17 protein-coding genes and 1 riboswitch are annotated in these 16,343 nt (G+C 53.7%); of the genes, 9 read left to right on the top strand and 8 right to left on the bottom strand.

What is annotated here, in order from left to right; translation table 11 throughout:
• Positions 1-80 precede the first annotated feature (80 nt).
• From cecR to NMD08_RS17800, 5 genes are read left to right on the top strand one after another with little or no spacing between them, the layout of a single operon-like run.
• Positions 81-758, top strand: coding sequence for a transcriptional regulator CecR (cecR, locus tag NMD08_RS17780; protein WP_151219603.1), 678 nt, complete (start codon positions 81-83; stop codon positions 756-758).
• Complete coding sequence (gene hlyD / locus NMD08_RS17785; RefSeq protein WP_151224986.1) at positions 755-1,750, top strand: secretion protein HlyD; 996 nt, start codon at positions 755-757, stop codon at positions 1,748-1,750. Before cecR ends, hlyD begins: the two co-directional genes overlap by 4 nt.
• On the top strand, positions 1,743-3,479 hold the full coding sequence (locus tag NMD08_RS17790) for an ATP-binding cassette domain-containing protein (RefSeq protein ID WP_370618692.1): 1,737 nt from the start codon (positions 1,743-1,745) through the stop codon (positions 3,477-3,479). Before hlyD ends, NMD08_RS17790 begins: the two co-directional genes overlap by 8 nt.
• Complete coding sequence (locus NMD08_RS17795) at positions 3,472-4,605, top strand: ABC transporter permease (RefSeq protein WP_003831545.1); 1,134 nt, start codon at positions 3,472-3,474, stop codon at positions 4,603-4,605. The genes NMD08_RS17790 and NMD08_RS17795 overlap by 8 nt, the downstream gene beginning before the upstream one ends.
• A 10-nt stretch (positions 4,606-4,615) precedes the next feature.
• Positions 4,616-5,722: an ABC transporter permease gene (locus NMD08_RS17800; RefSeq protein ID WP_003837035.1), complete on the top strand. Its 1,107-nt coding sequence runs from the start codon at positions 4,616-4,618 to the stop codon at positions 5,720-5,722.
• Here the strand turns inward: NMD08_RS17800 and NMD08_RS17805 are convergent.
• The gene (locus NMD08_RS17805) at positions 5,684-6,094 is read right to left on the bottom strand and encodes a YbhQ family protein (protein WP_016152353.1); all 411 of its coding nucleotides are present in this window, start codon (positions 6,092-6,094) and stop codon (positions 5,684-5,686) included. The genes NMD08_RS17800 and NMD08_RS17805 overlap by 39 nt on opposite strands.
• A gap of 131 nt (positions 6,095-6,225) precedes the next feature.
• Here NMD08_RS17805 and NMD08_RS17810 point away from each other — a divergent pair, with 131 nt between their 5' ends.
• From NMD08_RS17810 to NMD08_RS17820, 3 genes are read left to right on the top strand one after another with little or no spacing between them, the layout of a single operon-like run.
• On the top strand, positions 6,226-6,987 hold the full coding sequence (locus NMD08_RS17810) for an endonuclease/exonuclease/phosphatase family protein (RefSeq protein WP_210904860.1): 762 nt from the start codon (positions 6,226-6,228) through the stop codon (positions 6,985-6,987).
• The gene (gene clsB / locus NMD08_RS17815; RefSeq protein ID WP_370618695.1) at positions 6,984-8,225 is read left to right on the top strand and encodes a cardiolipin synthase ClsB; all 1,242 of its coding nucleotides are present in this window, start codon (positions 6,984-6,986) and stop codon (positions 8,223-8,225) included. Before NMD08_RS17810 ends, clsB begins: the two co-directional genes overlap by 4 nt.
• On the top strand, positions 8,225-9,187 hold the full coding sequence (locus NMD08_RS17820; RefSeq protein WP_187252759.1) for a lysylphosphatidylglycerol synthase domain-containing protein: 963 nt from the start codon (positions 8,225-8,227) through the stop codon (positions 9,185-9,187). Before clsB ends, NMD08_RS17820 begins: the two co-directional genes overlap by 1 nt.
• Before the next feature lie 39 nt (positions 9,188-9,226).
• Here NMD08_RS17820 and NMD08_RS17825 read toward each other — a convergent pair whose 3' ends face one another.
• The 6 genes from NMD08_RS17825 to moaA all read right to left on the bottom strand — a co-directional run bounded on the left by NMD08_RS17825 (position 9,227) and on the right by moaA (position 12,677).
• Positions 9,227-9,931: a Bax inhibitor-1/YccA family protein gene (locus NMD08_RS17825; RefSeq protein WP_038639068.1), complete on the bottom strand. Its 705-nt coding sequence runs from the start codon at positions 9,929-9,931 to the stop codon at positions 9,227-9,229.
• Positions 9,932-9,975: 44 nt separating this feature from the next.
• Positions 9,976-10,428: a molybdopterin synthase catalytic subunit MoaE gene (moaE, locus tag NMD08_RS17830; protein ID WP_187260183.1), complete on the bottom strand. Its 453-nt coding sequence runs from the start codon at positions 10,426-10,428 to the stop codon at positions 9,976-9,978.
• Position 10,429: 1 nt separating this feature from the next.
• Positions 10,430-10,675 (bottom strand): molybdopterin synthase sulfur carrier subunit, encoded by a 246-nt coding sequence (gene moaD, locus NMD08_RS17835; RefSeq protein ID WP_151219598.1) that lies wholly within the window; start codon positions 10,673-10,675, stop codon positions 10,430-10,432.
• Complete coding sequence (gene moaC, locus NMD08_RS17840) at positions 10,668-11,153, bottom strand: cyclic pyranopterin monophosphate synthase MoaC (protein WP_151219597.1); 486 nt, start codon at positions 11,151-11,153, stop codon at positions 10,668-10,670. Before moaC ends, moaD begins: the two co-directional genes overlap by 8 nt.
• Before the next feature lie 2 nt (positions 11,154-11,155).
• Positions 11,156-11,668 (bottom strand): molybdenum cofactor biosynthesis protein B, encoded by a 513-nt coding sequence (moaB, locus tag NMD08_RS17845; RefSeq protein ID WP_003035187.1) that lies wholly within the window; start codon positions 11,666-11,668, stop codon positions 11,156-11,158.
• Between the two features lie 19 nt (positions 11,669-11,687).
• Positions 11,688-12,677: a GTP 3',8-cyclase MoaA gene (moaA, locus tag NMD08_RS17850; RefSeq protein ID WP_151219596.1), complete on the bottom strand. Its 990-nt coding sequence runs from the start codon at positions 12,675-12,677 to the stop codon at positions 11,688-11,690.
• Positions 12,665-12,810: riboswitch (molybdenum cofactor riboswitch) on the bottom strand. It overlaps the preceding gene by 13 nt.
• Before the next feature lie 289 nt (positions 12,811-13,099).
• Between moaA and yvcK the strand changes: the two genes are divergently transcribed.
• Positions 13,100-14,008, top strand: a complete 909-nt coding sequence (yvcK, locus tag NMD08_RS17855; RefSeq protein WP_151219595.1) for a uridine diphosphate-N-acetylglucosamine-binding protein YvcK — start codon at positions 13,100-13,102, stop codon at positions 14,006-14,008.
• Positions 14,009-14,102: 94 nt separating this feature from the next.
• On the opposite strand, the gene uvrB is transcribed toward yvcK, so the two are convergent.
• Positions 14,103-16,124 (bottom strand): excinuclease ABC subunit UvrB, encoded by a 2,022-nt coding sequence (gene uvrB, locus NMD08_RS17860; RefSeq protein WP_103768867.1) that lies wholly within the window; start codon positions 16,122-16,124, stop codon positions 14,103-14,105.
• Between the last annotated feature and the right edge of the window lie 219 nt (positions 16,125-16,343).

The following is a 16,343-nucleotide window of genomic DNA, read 5'->3' on the forward strand; positions in this document are numbered from 1 at the left end:
AAAATAACGCCCCGGACTGGACAAGGTTGCACATCAGTCATAATCTTAATCAATCGATTGATTAAGATCAGAGTCGTGCCATGAATACACCCACCATGACAACCAAAGGTGAACAGGCAAAAAATCAGCTTATTGCCGCCGCGTTGGCACAGTTTGGCGAGTATGGTCTGCATGCCACCACGCGCGATATCGCCGCGCAAGCCGGGCAAAATATTGCGGCTATCACCTACTATTTTGGCTCAAAAGAGGATTTGTATCTCGCCTGTGCCCAGTGGATTGCGGATTTTATCGGCTCACAGTTTCGCCCGCACGCTGAAGAAGCTGAGCGTTTGTTTGCCCAGCCAAAGCCGGATCGTGGCGCAATGCGCGAATTGATCCTGCGCGCCTGCAAAAATATGATCACGCTGCTCACCCAGGAAGACACCGTAAATCTGAGCAAATTTATCTCGCGCGAACAGCTTTCACCCACCGCGGCTTATCAACTGGTGCACGACCAGGTTATCAATCCGCTGCATACACACTTAACACGCCTGATTGCTGCTTATACCGGCGGCGATGCCAACGATACCCAAATGATTCTGCACACCCACGCCATCCTCGGCGAGGTGCTGGCCTTTCGTCTTGGGAAAGAAACCATTCTGTTGCGTACAGGTTGGTCACAATTTGATGAAGATAAAAGCGCGCTGATTGACCAAACGATCACCTGTCACATCGATCTTATTCTGCAAGGTTTAACGCAAAGGAGTCTGGAGTCATGAAAAAACCTGTCGTGCTCGGGCTGGTTATCGCGGCCCTCGTTGCCGTGATTGCCGGTGGAACGTGGTGGTATCAAAGTCGGCAAGATAACGGCCTGACGTTGTACGGCAATGTCGATATCCGTAGCGTCAACCTGAGTTTTCGCGTTGGCGGCAGGCTGGCCTCACTGGCGGTTGACGAAGGCGATGCTATTACAGCCGGTCAGGTGCTGGGTGAACTGGATCACGCCCCATATGAAAACGCGTTAATGCAGGCGAAAGCCAATGTTGCCGCCGCCCAGGCGCAATACGATCTGATGCTGGCCGGGTATCGCACAGAAGAGATTGCTCAGGCAGCAGCGGCCGTCAAACAGGCGCAGGCCGCCTATGATTACGCGCAGAACTTTTATAATCGGCAGGTAGGATTGTGGAAAAGCCGCACCATCTCCGCCAACGATCTGGAAAATGCCCGTTCATCACGCGATCAGGCGCAGGCTTCGCTGAAATCTGCGCAGGACAAACTTACCCAGTATCGCAGCGGTAATCGTGTACAGGACATTGAACAGGCGAAAGCCACGCTCGAACAAGCTCAGGCCCAGCTTGCGCAGGCAGAGCTCAATTTACACGACACCACGCTAATCTCCCCGTCTGACGGCACACTACTCACCCGTGCGGTGGAACCTGGTAGCATGCTGAACGAAGGGGGCACGGTACTGACGTTGTCGCTTACGCGTCCGGTTTGGGTTCGCGCCTACGTAGATGAGCGGAATCTGAGCCAGGCCCAACCGGGACGCGAAATCCTGCTCTACACCGATGGCCGTCCGGACAAACCGTATCACGGTAAAATCGGCTTCGTGTCGCCTACTGCCGAGTTTACGCCGAAAACAGTTGAAACTCCTGACCTGCGCACCGATCTGGTTTATCGCCTGCGTATTGTGGTGACCGACGCGGACGATGCGCTGCGCCAGGGAATGCCGGTAACGATCAAATTTAGTGACGAGGCACGGCATGAATGATGCCGTTATTACGCTCAAAGGGCTGACAAAAAACTTTGCCGGAATGGAAAAACCCGCCGTCGCCCCGCTCGACTGTACCGTGCATGCGGGCTACGTGACCGGACTTGTCGGACCGGACGGCGCGGGGAAAACCACGCTGATGCGCATGCTGGCGGGATTGTTAAAACCCGATGCCGGAAGTGCTGCGGTGATTGGTTTTGATCCCATCAAGGACGACAGCGCGCTGCATGCGGTGCTGGGCTATATGCCGCAGAAATTTGGTCTGTATGAAGATTTGACCGTCATGGAGAACCTCAATCTCTATGCTGATTTGCGCAGCGTCACCGGTGAAACGCGAGAAAAAACCTTTGCCCGGTTACTGGAATTTACCTCGCTGGGGCCATTTACCGGACGACTGGCCGGCAAACTTTCCGGCGGCATGAAACAAAAGCTCGGGCTGGCCTGTACGCTGGTCGGCGAACCCAAAGTGCTGCTGCTGGATGAGCCTGGCGTCGGTGTCGACCCTATATCCCGTCGCGAATTGTGGCAAATGGTTCATGAGCTGGCCGGGGACGGTATGCTGATCCTCTGGAGTACGTCGTACCTGGATGAAGCAGAGCAATGTCGTGATGTACTGCTGATGAACGAAGGTGAGCTGTTGTACCAGGGCGATCCCACTCAGCTGACGCAAACCATGGCGGGTCGAAGCTTCCTGATGAGCAGTCCGCAGGAAAATAACCGCCGACTGCTGCAACGCGCGTTAAAACTGCCGCTGGTCAGCGACGGGATGATTCAGGGGAAATCCGTCCGTTTAATCCTGAAAAAGGACATGACAGTTCAGCAGATTCAACACGCTGACGGCATGCCGGAAGTAACCATCAACGAAACCGCCCCCCGTTTCGAGGATGCTTTTATCGATTTACTCGGCGGAGCCGGGACATCGGAGTCCCCACTGGGCGCTATCCTGCATACCGTAGAAGGCACGCCTGGCGAAACGGTGATCGAAGCCAAAGCGCTGACCAAGAAATTTGGCGATTTTGCCGCGACCGACCACGTAGACTTTGCCGTGCAGCGCGGCGAGATTTTTGGCCTACTAGGGCCCAACGGCGCAGGCAAATCCACGACCTTTAAAATGATGTGCGGCCTGCTGGTTCCCACGTATGGCAAAGCGCTGGTGCTGGACATGGATCTGAAGGTCAGCTCCGGCAAAGCGCGCCAGCATCTGGGTTATATGGCGCAAAAATTCTCGCTGTACGGCAACCTGACCGTTGAGCAGAACCTGCGCTTTTTCTCCGGCGTCTACGGCCTGCGCGGTCGGGCACAGAAGGAGAAAATCGATCGTATGAGCGAGGCATTCGGTCTGAAAAGCATCGCGTCTCACGCCACCGACGAACTGCCGCTGGGCTTTAAGCAGCGCCTGGCGCTGGCCTGCTCGCTGATGCATGAACCCGATATTTTGTTCCTCGATGAACCCACTTCCGGGGTCGATCCTCTCACTCGCCGCGAGTTCTGGCTGCATATCAACAGCATGGTGGAAAAAGGTGTCACGGTAATGGTGACCACCCACTTTATGGACGAGGCGGAGTACTGCGATCGCATCGGGCTGGTGTATCGCGGCAAACTGATTGCCAGCGGTACGCCGGACGACCTGAAAGCTCAGGCTGCCGACAACGACACGCCGGATCCGACGATGGAACAGGCGTTTATCACGCTAATCAATGACTGGGATAAGGAGCACGCGCATGAGTAATTCCGCTCTCTCCTGGCGTCGCGTACGCGCGCTGTGCGTGAAAGAAACCCGCCAGATCGTCCGCGATCCCAGCAGTTGGCTGATTGCGGTGGTGATCCCGTTGCTGCTGCTGTTTATTTTCGGCTACGGGATCAACCTCGACTCCAGCAAGCTACGGGTAGGGATTTTGCTCGAACAGCAAAGCGAAGAGGCGCTGGATTTTACCCATACCATGACCGGCTCGCCGTATATTGACGCCACTATCAGCGATAACCGTCAGGAATTGATTGAGAAAATGCAGGCCGGGCGCATTCGCGGGCTGGTGGTAATCCCAGTGGATTTCGCCCAGCAGATGGCGCGACCAAACGACGTGGCGCCGATCCAGGTGATCACCGACGGCAGCGAACCCAATACTGCCAACTTTGTACAGGGTTATGTCGAAGGCATTTGGCAGATCTGGCAACAACAGCGGGCGGAAGATCGTGGAGAATCATTCAAGCCCTTGATCGACGTGCAGACCCGCTACTGGTTTAACCCGGCAGCCATCAGCCAGCATTTTATTATTCCCGGAGCGGTAACAATTATAATGACGGTCATTGGCGCGATCCTCACCTCATTAGTAGTGGCGCGCGAATGGGAACGCGGAACCATGGAGGCGCTGCTTTCTACCGAAGTCACCCGCGTAGAGCTGCTGCTGTGTAAACTGATCCCCTATTATTTTCTCGGCATGCTGGCGATGCTGCTGTGTATGCTGGTGTCGGTATTTATTCTCGGCGTGCCCTATCGCGGCTCGCTGCTAATCCTGTTTTTTATTACCAGCCTGTTTCTGCTGAGTACGCTCGGCATGGGCCTGTTGATTTCGACTATTACCCGCAACCAGTTTAACGCCGCACAGGTGGCGCTGAACGCCGCTTTCCTGCCCTCGATTATGCTGTCAGGTTTTATCTTCCAGATAGACAGCATGCCCGCGATTATCCGGGCGGTAACCTACATTATTCCGGCGCGTTATTTCGTCAGCACCCTGCAAAGCCTGTTTCTGGCTGGAAATATTCCTGTGGTGCTAATTATCAACGTGCTGTTTTTAATCGCTTCGGCGGTAATGTTTATTGGCCTGACGTGGCTTAAAACCAAACGTCGGCTGGATTAAGGGGACGGGCATGTTTCATCGCTTATGGACGTTAATTCGCAAAGAGCTGCAATCGCTGTTACGCGAACCGCAGACGCGAGCCATTCTGATTTTACCGGTACTGATTCAGGTGATCCTGTTCCCGTTTGCGGCGACGCTGGAAGTGACCAACGCCACGATCGCTATCTATAACGAAGACAACGGTAAACATTCGGTGGAGTTAACCCAACGCTTCGCCCGCGCCAGCGCCTTTACCCATGTTCTGCTGCTTAAAAGTCCCCAGGAAATTAAGCCGACTATCGACACGCAAAAAGCCCTGCTGCTGGTGCGCTTCCCGGCCAACTTTTCGCGCAATCTGGACACCTTCCAGCAGGCACCCATGCAAATTATCCTCGATGGGCGTAACTCCAACAGCGCGCAAATTGCCGCCAACTACCTGCAGCAGATCGTTAAGACGTATCAGCAGGAGCTGATGGACGGCAAGCCGAAACCAAACAATAGCGAGCTGGTCGTGCGTAACTGGTATAACCCGAATCTGGATTACAAATGGTTCGTAGTACCGTCGCTGATCGCGATGATCACCACTATCGGCGTAATGATCGTCACCTCGCTGTCGGTTGCCCGTGAGCGCGAACAAGGCACGCTGGATCAGCTGCTGGTCTCTCCGCTTACCACCTGGCAGATTTTCATCGGCAAAGCGGTTCCCGCACTAATTGTGGCAACCTTTCAGGCCACCATTGTGCTGGCAATCGGCATTTGGGCTTATGACATTCCGTTTGCCGGTTCACTGGGGCTGTTCTATTTCACGATGGTGATTTACGGGCTGTCGTTGGTCGGCTTTGGTTTGCTGATTTCATCGCTGTGCGCGACACAGCAGCAGGCGTTTATCGGCGTGTTTGTGTTTATGATGCCGGCGATTTTGCTCTCAGGTTACGTCTCGCCGGTCGAAAATATGCCGGTGTGGTTACAGAATCTGACGTGGATTAACCCAATCCGCCATTTTACGGACATTACGAAACAGATTTACCTGAAGGATGCGAGTCTGCAGATTGTCTGGGGAAGTTTGTGGCCGCTGTTGGTGATAGCGGCCACAACCGGCTCAGCGGCGTATGCGATGTTTCGACGCAAGGTGATGTAGCTTTTTGTCTTTCGCCAGCAGCGAGACCACAGCGGGTCCGGCCAGGATCACCAGCCCCGCCAGTGCCAGCAAAACGTTGTTTTGCAGCACGCGTGACAGTAACCACAGCACGATCATCGCAGCACCGAAATACCACGTGGTGGTGAGTTCTTCCAGCACATCCGCTACGTCGCGCCAGCGCTGTTCATGGTGACGTTGCAAGGCCAGCATTAATAAAACTGTTACGCCGTAAACGACGCATAATCCCAGGCCGACGCGCACCAGCGTGCCGCTCATCCAGCCCATTACCAGCAACGCCACTACCAGTAAATGCAACACAATCTGCCAGCAACTTAGACCCGTTGCGACACGAACACGTTGTTGCCACCTCATGGCTTTTCTCCTGAAGGATTTTCAACTAATTGTTCAGAGTACCGGACTTTACGGAAAATTCCGCAACACTGCATCTTTTTGTGACGATGACTACACTATTTTATTTAGGAAGTGACGCCAACGGGAGGCTCATGAGCGGATCGGGAGTTCAATTTTCATTCAATGTGCTCACCATTAATACTCACAAAGGGTTCACCGCCTTCAATCGGCGTTTTATTTTGCCTGAGCTAAGGGAGGCCGTCAGAACGGTTGGTGCGGACATTGTATGCCTGCAGGAAGTGATGGGTGCGCACGAAGCTCACTCATTGCGCATTGAGAACTGGCCGGATACCACCCACTACGAATTTCTGGCGGACACAATGTGGAGCGACTTCGCCTATGGGCGTAATGCTGTGTACCCGCAGGGGCATCACGGTAATGCGGTGCTATCGCGTTATCCCATTGAACATGATGAAAATCGTGATGTGTCGGTCGGCGCGAGTGAAAAACGCGGGGTGCTTTACTGCCGTATCGCGCCACCAATGCTCTCCCACCCCATTCATGTCATGTGTGTGCATCTCGGTTTACGCGAAGCTCATCGCCAGGCCCAGCTTGCGATGCTGGCTGATTGGGTCAATGCCCTGCCCGACGCGGAACCGGTGGTGATCGCTGGAGATTTCAACGACTGGCGGCAAACGGCCAATCACCCGTTGAAAACCAGAGCCGGACTTGACGAGATTTTTACCCGCGCCCACGGTCGCCCAGCACGCACATTTCCGGTGCAGTTTCCCCTGCTGCGTCTGGACAGGATCTATGTGAAAAACGCGAATGCCAGTACCCCAACGACGCTGGCGCTGCGTCACTGGCGACATTTGTCCGATCATGCCCCTCTGAGTGCGGAGATTCATTTATGAAATATGGCTGGCGTGAAGGCAATCAAATTCAACTGCTGGAAAACGGCGATCAATTCTACCCCGCCGTTTTTGACGCCATTAAACAGGCGCAACAAAAAATTATCCTTGAGACCTTTATCTGGTTTGAAGATGCGGTAGGAAAACAGCTGCATGCCGCGTTGCTCGAAGCCGCCCGGCGAGGAATCAAAGCAGAGGTGCTGCTGGATGGCTACGGCTCGCCGGATCTTAGCGACCGTTTTGTTGAAGAGCTGACCACAGCCGGCGTTGTCTTCCGCTACTACGATCCACGTCCGCGCCTGTTCGGTATGCGCACCAATCTCTTTCGCCGAATGCATCGCAAAATAGTGGTCATTGACGATCGTGTTGCTTTTGTCGGCGGCATCAATTATTCCGCTGAACATATGTCTGATTACGGCCCGGAGGCCAAGCAGGATTACGCCGTTCGCGTTGAAGGCCCTGTTGTGGCTGATATCCTGACATTCGTGCTGGAGAACCTACCGGGGCAAAGCGCAGTACGACGCTGGTGGCGACGTCATCATCGGGCCGTCGATAATCATCATCCCGGCGAAGCACAGGCACTGTTTGTCTGGCGTGATAATGAAGAACATCGTGATGATATTGAACGCCACTATCTGAAAATGCTGACCCAGGCACGGCGGGAAGTGATTATTGCCAATGCCTATTTCTTTCCAGGCTATCGCCTGCTGCATGCCCTGCGTAAAGCAGCGAGACGCGGCGTGCGGGTAAAACTCATCGTCCAGGGTGAACCGGATATGCCGATTGTAAAAGTTGGCGCCCGCCTGCTGTACAACTATCTGGTTAAAGGCGGCGTCCATGTTTATGAATACCGGCGTAGGCCTCTGCACGGCAAAGTGGCACTGATGGATGACCATTGGGCAACGGTCGGTTCCAGCAATCTCGACCCCCTGAGCCTGTCGCTCAATCTGGAGGCAAATCTGATTATTCATGACCGCACGTTTAACCAGACTTTACGTAACAACCTGAACCCTATCATTGCGCAGGACTGCAAGCGTGTTGATGAATCCATGCTGCCCAAGCGCACCTGGTGGAACCTGACCAAAAGCGTACTGGCGTTCCACTTTTTACGCCACTTCCCGGCTCTGGTCGGCTGGCTACCGGCGCATACCCCGCATCTGGCTGAGGTAGAGCCGCCCGCACAGCCCACGCTGGAAACGCAGGATCGTATTCCAACTGAGGATGCAGGAGGAAAATCCTGATGGCAAAAAGCCACCGACGCTGGCGATTAGCGAAAAAGATCCTTACATGGCTGTTTTTTATTGCGGTCATCGTATTGCTGGTGGTTTATGCCAGCAAAGTCAACTGGCAGGAGGTGTGGACGGTCATCCGCGATTACAACCGGATTGCCCTGCTCAGCGCCGTGGGGCTGGTGATTGTCAGTTATTTGCTTTACGGCTGTTATGACCTGCTCGGACGCTATTATTGCGGCCATAAGCTGGCAAAACGTCAGGTCATGCTGGTGTCGTTTATCTGTTACGCCTTCAACCTGACGTTAAGCACCTGGGTAGGCGGTATTGGGATGCGCTATCGGCTCTACTCTCGCCTCGGATTACCGGGGAGCACAATCACCCGCATTTTTTCGCTGAGCATTACCACCAACTGGTTGGGCTATATTCTGCTGGGCGGTTTTATTTTTACCTTCGGCATCGTTGAACTGCCCGCACACTGGTATATCGATGAAGGTACGCTGCGTATTTTAGGCGTAGCGCTGCTGCTGATTATTGTCGTTTATCTGTGGTTTTGCGCCTTCGCTAAGCATCGACACATCACCATCAAGGGCCAAAAGCTGGTGCTACCCTCCTGGAAATTTGCCCTCGCGCAAATGGCGATATCCAGTGCTAACTGGATGGTAATGGGGGCGATTATCTGGTTGTTGCTCGGTCAGAATATCGATTATTTCTTCGTGCTGGGCGTGCTGCTGGTGAGCAGTATTGCCGGCGTAATCGTGCATATTCCGGCGGGGATCGGCGTGCTGGAAGCGGTCTTTATGGCGCTGCTGGCAGGAGAAAAAACGTCTCAGGGAACGATTATTGCCGCTCTGCTGGCGTATCGCGTGTTGTACTATTTTATTCCGCTGCTGCTGGCACTGGTGTGTTATTTGCTGCTGGAGAGTCGGGCAAAAAAGTTGCGGGTAAAAAACGAGAAGGCGATGGCGAAATAATTCACCGGATGGCGGCTTACGCCATCCGGTGACGGAAAATTAACGACGATTGCCGAAGATACGCAGCAGCATCAGGAACAGGTTAATGAAGTCCAGATACAGTGTTAACGCCCCAAGAATAGCGTATTTACGCAAGTTGGAACTGTCGCGCAGATCGATCTGCTCACCGATATTTTTCAGCTTCTGCGTGTCATAGGCGGTCAGGCCGACAAACACAATCACCCCTATGTACGTCACCGCCCACATCAACGCTTCACTCTTCAGCCAGAAGTTAACCAGCGAGGCCAGCACAATACCGATCAGCGCCATAAACAGCATATTGCCGAAGCCGCTCAGATCGCGCTTGGTGGTGTAGCCGTACAAACTCATGATACCAAACATCCCGCCGGTGACCACAAAGGTACTGGCGATAGACGAATAGGTATAGACAATGAAAATGCTTGATAGCGTCAGACCGGTTAACGCCGAGTAGAGCATAAATAGCGTGGTCGCCACACCCGCGCTAAGCTTTTGCACCATGCCAGACAGGACAAACACCAGCGCCAGTTGGGCGATGATCAGGCCAAAGAAGGTGATTTTGCTGGAGAAAACAAACATCATCACCGCAGGCGTATTTGCCGCATACCAGGCGATAAACGCCGTCAGCAACAGCCCGCAAGTCATCCAGCCATAGACCTGCGCCATATAGGTTTGCAGACCGGAACGCGCCTGCACAATAGAATCGGATCGTGGGAATCGGTCCATGACAATCTCCTGAATCAGTATGAGCCTAACACAAGTGTACTACTCTACCAGCGTTTTGCCGCCTGCTTATCGCTGTCGCGAGCATCAACCCAACGTTCACCTTCCGGCGTGGCCTCGCGCTTCCAGAACGGCGCGCGGGTTTTCAGGTAATCCATAATGAACTGCCCGGCATCAAACGCACTGCTACGATGCGCGCTGGTCACGCCAACAAAAACGATTTCGTCACCCGGCCACAGTTCGCCAATGCGATGAATCACTGTTACTCGTCCCAGCGGCCAGCGCGAACGCGCTTCATCGACAATCTCCGCCAGCGCTTTTTCGGTCATCCCTGGATAGTGTTCCAGCGTTAACGCCTGCACGCTATCTCCGAGATTGTGGTTGCGGACTTTCCCGGTGAAAGTGACCACCGCGCCGTCCTCGTCACGTTCGGCCAGCCAGGGATATTCATCCCCGACACGAAACGCCGCAGGGCCAACAACAATTCGCGTTTCAGCCATCTTAGCCTCCGGTTACCGGTGGGAAGAAAGCCACTTCGTCACCCGCGTTAAGGGTATGGTCAAAATCGACCAGCGTCTGGTTTACCGCCGCCAGCAGCTTACCGTCTTCCAGCGCCAACGCCCAGCGATCGCTTTTTGCCGCAAGATGCTTACGCAGCGCTTCTACCGTTGCAAACTCGGCGGCGACCTCTAACGCATCGGTATTTACCAGTTCGCGTACCTGAGCAAAGAAGAGAACCTTAATCATGCGCATCCACCTTAAAATCTCCGGATTTGCCGCCGCTTTTTGCCAGCAGACGCACCGGACCAATCACCATATCCTTTTGCACCGCTTTACACATATCGTAGATAGTCAACGCCGCTACGGAGGCAGCCGTTAACGCTTCCATTTCGACACCGGTTTTCCCGGTCAGGCGACACAGCGTTTCAATGCGTACGCGGTTGTGCTCAGGCTCGGCGTGCAGATTGACTTCCACCTTGCTCAGCATCAGCGGATGACACAGCGGGATAAGATCCCAGGTCCGTTTGGCGGCCTGAATACCCGCAATACGCGCCGTGGCGAATACATCGCCCTTATGGTGACTGCCATCGATAATCATCGCCAGCGTATCACTACGCATGGTAACAAAGGCTTCGGCACGCGCCTCGCGTACCGTTTCCGCTTTGGCGGAGACATCCACCATATGCGCTTCGCCAGCGGCGTTAATATGAGTCAGTTGCGACATACTTATTTCTTCAAATGTGGGTGGAAATTACACGGACGCGTACGGGCATCAAGCTGCGGCGCAATAATATTTTCCCAGGCGGTACGACACGCTTTGGTCGACCCCGGCATGGCGAAAATCAGCGTTTTATTGGCGACTCCGGCAATCGCCCGGGATTGCAGCGTCGCGGTGCCAATCTCTTCAAACGACAACATACGGAAGACTTCGCCGAACCCTTCAACTTCTCTGTCGAACAACGGTTGCAGCGCTTCCGGCGCCTGGTCCCCTTCGGTTAACCCGGTGCCGCCGGTGATGAGCACAACCTGCACGTCGTCACTGGCAATCCAGGCTGAAACCTGGGCGCGGATGGCGTAACGGTTCTCTTTGACAATCGCCTTGTCGACTATTTGATGACCCGCTTCTTGCGCCGAGTCACGCAGATAATGGCCGGAGGTGTCATCTTCTTCGCCACGACGATTGGAAACAGTAAGAATAGCAATGCGTGTCGGGATAAATTCAGCGCTTACCTGACTCATGAAAAACTCCTTTTAGCGATCAGCCGCCAATATAAGATAAGTTTTGCGTAATACCGGTATTGTTCTGATGTAAGAAATGGGTCTGTTTTTTCTCCAGCAGCGCAGCTGAAATGCGTTCTTCCAGCGCCGACTGCTGAGCGTCATCTTCCAGCAAATCACGCAGGCTAACGCCACCTTCACCGAATAAACACAGATGAAGCTTACCGACAGAGGAAACGCGCAGACGGTTGCAGGTAGCGCAGAAGTCTTTCTCATAAGGCATGATCAGACCAATTTCGCCAACATAGTCAGGATGGCAGAAAACCTGAGCCGGGCCGTCGCTGCGCTGTCGGATCTGATGAATCCAGCCGCGGCGCAGCAGCTCATCGCGCAGTACCTGGCCAGAGATATGGTGTTTACGGAAGAGCGAGCTGCCCTCGCCTGTTTCCATCAGTTCAATAAAACGCAGTTGGATCGGCCGTGGTTGGATCCAGGCCAGGAAGGTGTCCAGCTGATGATGGTTTACGTCGCGCATCAGCACGGTGTTGACTTTCACTTTTTCAAAACCCGCATCAAAGGCGGCGTCAATACCTGCCATCACCTGCTGAAACTTGTCCTGCCCGGTAATGGCATGAAACTGACGGGCATCCAGGCTGTCGACGCTGACGTTTAGCGCGGTTAGCCCGGCATCGCGCCAGACGGCGGCATCGCGCGCCAGACGATAACCATTGGTGGTCACCGCAATCTGACGGATGGCGTCGTTTTCACGCACGGCGGCGATGATGTCGGTAAAGTCGCGACGCAATGAAGGTTCGCCACCTGTCAGACGCACTTTCTCCGTTCCCAGACTGGCGAACGCACGCGTGACACGACGAATTTCATCAACGGTTAAAAAGCCGTTATTGGTGACCCCGCCGGGCTTATAGCCATCCGGCAGGCAGTAGGTGCAACGAAAGTTACACACATCTGTAATCGACAAACGTAAGTAGTAAAACTTACGCGCGAAAGCATCGGTAAGTTGAGAGCCCATGTACACCTTTCCAAATACGGGAGACGTAGTCATTTCTTCCTGCGCCCTGGTGACAAACTTATTCAAGTATTGTCACGGCCAAAGCACCGTATCATTTGACCCAGGTGCAGAGGCTAGAGTGTTTATACTCGTCATACTTCGAGTACATTGTGGTTATGCCGATACTAGCGTGTAAATGACGCTTTTGCCATGTACACTTTCGCTATATAAATATTTATATAGCGACACGATCGTGCATTTTCGCTACAGAATAAGCAAAAACCATAGTTTTGCATTGATATACATCATCTTGCCGTCAGGTCTATATCGTCAGAAAGGGGTAGATCGCAGATAATAAATTTCGCCAGATGCCAACTGGATAATTGCTGAAAACACGCTATTTACGGTACTGTAGCGCCGATCAATTGATATCAGGAAACTCTATGCGCACTCGCACCCTGGCAGATTTGGACCGCGTTGTCGCTCTCGGCGGAGGGCATGGATTAGGACGCGTTCTTTCCTCACTTTCCCCTTTAGGCTCACGCCTGACGGGTATCGTCACCACGACCGATAACGGCGGCTCGACAGGCCGTATTCGTCGCTCTGAAGGCGGGATCGCCTGGGGAGACATGCGTAACTGTCTCAACCAGTTAATTACCCAGCCCAGCGTCGCATCCGCTATGTTTGAGTATCGTTTTGGCGGAAATGGCGAACTTTCCGGGCATAACCTCGGAAATCTGATGTTAAAGGCACTCGATCACCTCAGCGTGCGGCCTTTAGAAGCCATCAATTTAATTCGTAACCTGCTGAAGGTCGATGCGCATTTAATTCCGATGTCGGAGCTGCCAGTGGATCTGATGGCTATCGACGATCAGGGGCATGAAGTCTATGGCGAAGTGAATATCGATCAGCTCACTATCCCTCCTCAGGAGCTGATGCTGTCGCCAAAAGTCCCCACCACGCGGGAAGCGGTTGAAGCTATCGCCGAAGCGGATTTGATTCTGATAGGGCCAGGCAGTTTTTACACCAGTCTGATGCCGATCCTGCTGCTCGACGATCTGGCGCAGGCGTTACGTCGCACGCCGGCCCCGATGGTCTACATCGGTAATCTCGGCCGCGAGTTAAGCCTGCCAGCAGCCAGCCTGACACTCAACGATAAGCTGGCAATCATTGAACAGTATGTTGGCAAGAAAGTGATTGATGCCGTAGTTGTGGGCCCGAAAGTGGATGTTTCCACCGTTACCAATCGCGTTGTCATTCAGGAAGTGCTGGAAGCCAGCGATATTCCCTACCGCCATGATCGCCAGCTATTGCATAGCGCGCTGGAAAAAGCGGTACAGGCGTTAGGCTGAGCGAATTTGCCTGATGGCGCTGACGCTTATCAGGCATACACAACCTTGACGTTTCCAGGCCGGATGACGGGTCTCCCCCACCTTCAACAACGCGTTAAGACGCCGCGATAAACAGCTCGCGCAACTGATGCAACTGGTCGCGGATCGTCGCGGCCTCTTCAAATTCAAGATTCTGCGCATGCTGCATCATTTGTCCTTCCAGCTCGTGAATCTTCTGCTGCAGCGCTTTTGGCGTCATATCCAGTTCGACAACCTCAGACTTCGCACCTGCGCGTGACTTCCCTTTGCCTTTCGCCTTGGTCTTCGCAATATTCTGACCCAACGCCAGAATATCGACCACTTTCTTATTCAGCCCCTGCGGCGTAATGCCGTGTTCTTCGTTATAAAGCTGCTGTTTCTCACGACGACGTTCAGTTTCACCAATCGCTTTGGCCATTGAGGCGGTAATTTTGTCGCCGTAAAGAATAGCCTTACCGTTGATGTTACGCGCCGCACGACCAATGGTCTGGATCAGCGAACGTTCAGAACGCAGGAACCCTTCTTTGTCTGCGTCCAGAATCGCCACCAGCGAGACTTCAGGCATGTCCAGGCCCTCACGTAACAGGTTGATACCCACCAGCACGTCAAACTCGCCCAGACGCAGGTCACGAATGATTTCCATGCGTTCCACGGTATCGATGTCAGAGTGCAGATAGCGCACTCGCTCACCGTGTTCTTCGAGATATTCGGTGAGGTCCTCCGCCATGCGTTTGGTGAGCGTAGTGACCAGCACACGTTCGTTAATCGCCGCACGGGTGCGGATCTCCGACAGCAGATCGTCAACCTGCGTCGCCACCGGACGCACCTCAATGACCGGATCCAACAGGCCGGTCGGTCGTACTACCTGATCGACCACTTCATCACCAGATTTCTCCAGCTCATAGTTACCCGGCGTCGCTGAAACGTAGATGGTTTGTGGAGCCAACGCCTCAAACTCTTCAAATTTGAGCGGACGGTTATCCAGCGCCGAGGGCAGACGGAATCCGTATTCAACCAGGGTCTCTTTACGCGCCCGGTCTCCGCGATACATGCCGCCAATTTGTGGGATTGTGACGTGGGATTCATCCACCACCAGCAGACCGTCGGCAGGCAGGTAATCAAACAGCGTCGGCGGCGGCTCGCCGGGGCCACGCCCGGACAGATAGCGGGAGTAGTTTTCAATCCCCGAGCAGTAACCCAGCTCATTCATCATTTCCAAATCGAACTGTGTACGCTGGCTTAACCGCTGTTCTTCCAACAATTTGTTATTTGCCAACAGAATTTTACGCCGCTCTGCCAGCTCAACTTTGATTTCTTCCATCGCCTGCACGATACGTTCGCGCGGCGTCACGTAGTGCGTTTTAGGATAGATGGTGTAGCGCGAAATCGTGGATTCGACCTGCCCGGTGAGCGGGTCAAACAGCGATAAGCGTTCAACCTCTTCATCAAACAGTTCCACACGCAGCGCGATGTCGTCGGATTCAGCCGGGAAAATGTCGATCACTTCACCACGCACACGGAAGGTCCCGCGCTGAAATGCCTGATCGTTGCGGGTGTATTGCAGTTCCGCAAGGCGGCGCAGGATCGCGCGTTGATCGATAATCATCCCTACCGTCAGATGCAGCATCATCTTCAGGTACAGATCCGGATCGCCCAAACCATAGATAGCGGAAACGGAGGCCACGACGACGACATCCCGACGCTCCAGCAGCGCTTTGGTTGCCGACAGGCGCATCTGCTCAATATGTTCGTTGACCGAAGCATCTTTCTCGATGAAGGTGTCAGAACTGGGTACGTAGGCTTCCGGCTGATAATAGTCGTAGTAAGAGACGAAATACTCCACCGCGTTATCCGGGAAGAACTCTTTCATCTCACCGTACAGCTGAGCAGCAAGCGTCTTATTGGGGGCCAGCACCATGGTAGGACGCTGCAAGTCCGCAATCACGTTAGCGATGGTGAATGTTTTCCCAGACCCCGTCACCCCCAGTAGCGTCTGATGCGCCAGACCATCCTCCAGCCCTTCTTCCAGACGGCGAATTGCCTCAGGCTGATCGCCAGAGGGTTTAAAAGCGGAATTAAGTTTGAACGGTTTACTCATGAGCAGCTACCTGAAGCAATGGGCGGGCAGGTGTGTAATTTTACTCGCAGTGGTATATTTTGCCAGTAAAAAATACTGGATGAAAAAACAGTAACACGCCAGAATATTTCTGATACGCCATCTGAACGAGCGTGAGTACAGGCTAAAATTTGGCCAGAGACAAGATAAAACACCAGCAAAAACGTGTTATCCCCAAAGCAATGACTTTTTTAACATTTG

The sequence above is a fragment of the Citrobacter meridianamericanus genome, assembly GCF_041320245.1.
Taxonomy (GTDB): domain Bacteria; phylum Pseudomonadota; class Gammaproteobacteria; order Enterobacterales; family Enterobacteriaceae; genus Citrobacter; species Citrobacter meridianamericanus.

Excerpts from the sequence above, each read along its gene's own strand:
- moaA (WP_151219596.1), bottom strand. The coding sequence starts at position 12,677 with ATGGGCTCTCAACTTACCGATGCTTTCGCGCGTAAGTTTTACTACTTA.
- NMD08_RS17795 (WP_003831545.1), top strand. The coding sequence starts at position 3,472 with ATGAGTAATTCCGCTCTCTCCTGGCGTCGCGTACGCGCGCTGTGCGTG.
- moaD (WP_151219598.1), bottom strand. The coding sequence starts at position 10,675 with ATGATTAAGGTTCTCTTCTTTGCTCAGGTACGCGAACTGGTAAATACC.
- NMD08_RS17800 (WP_003837035.1), top strand. The coding sequence starts at position 4,616 with ATGTTTCATCGCTTATGGACGTTAATTCGCAAAGAGCTGCAATCGCTG.
- NMD08_RS17825 (WP_038639068.1), bottom strand. The coding sequence starts at position 9,931 with ATGGACCGATTCCCACGATCCGATTCTATTGTGCAGGCGCGTTCCGGT.
- hlyD (WP_151224986.1), top strand. The coding sequence starts at position 755 with ATGAAAAAACCTGTCGTGCTCGGGCTGGTTATCGCGGCCCTCGTTGCC.
- clsB (WP_370618695.1), top strand. The coding sequence starts at position 6,984 with ATGAAATATGGCTGGCGTGAAGGCAATCAAATTCAACTGCTGGAAAAC.
- NMD08_RS17805 (WP_016152353.1), bottom strand. The coding sequence starts at position 6,094 with ATGAGGTGGCAACAACGTGTTCGTGTCGCAACGGGTCTAAGTTGCTGG.
- yvcK (WP_151219595.1), top strand. The coding sequence starts at position 13,100 with ATGCGCACTCGCACCCTGGCAGATTTGGACCGCGTTGTCGCTCTCGGC.
- moaB (WP_003035187.1), bottom strand. The coding sequence starts at position 11,668 with ATGAGTCAGGTAAGCGCTGAATTTATCCCGACACGCATTGCTATTCTT.
- moaE (WP_187260183.1), bottom strand. The coding sequence starts at position 10,428 with ATGGCTGAAACGCGAATTGTTGTTGGCCCTGCGGCGTTTCGTGTCGGG.
- NMD08_RS17810 (WP_210904860.1), top strand. The coding sequence starts at position 6,226 with ATGAGCGGATCGGGAGTTCAATTTTCATTCAATGTGCTCACCATTAAT.
- NMD08_RS17820 (WP_187252759.1), top strand. The coding sequence starts at position 8,225 with ATGGCAAAAAGCCACCGACGCTGGCGATTAGCGAAAAAGATCCTTACA.
- moaC (WP_151219597.1), bottom strand. The coding sequence starts at position 11,153 with ATGTCGCAACTGACTCATATTAACGCCGCTGGCGAAGCGCATATGGTG.
- cecR (WP_151219603.1), top strand. The coding sequence starts at position 81 with ATGAATACACCCACCATGACAACCAAAGGTGAACAGGCAAAAAATCAG.
- uvrB (WP_103768867.1), bottom strand. The coding sequence starts at position 16,124 with ATGAGTAAACCGTTCAAACTTAATTCCGCTTTTAAACCCTCTGGCGAT.
- NMD08_RS17790 (WP_370618692.1), top strand. The coding sequence starts at position 1,743 with ATGAATGATGCCGTTATTACGCTCAAAGGGCTGACAAAAAACTTTGCC.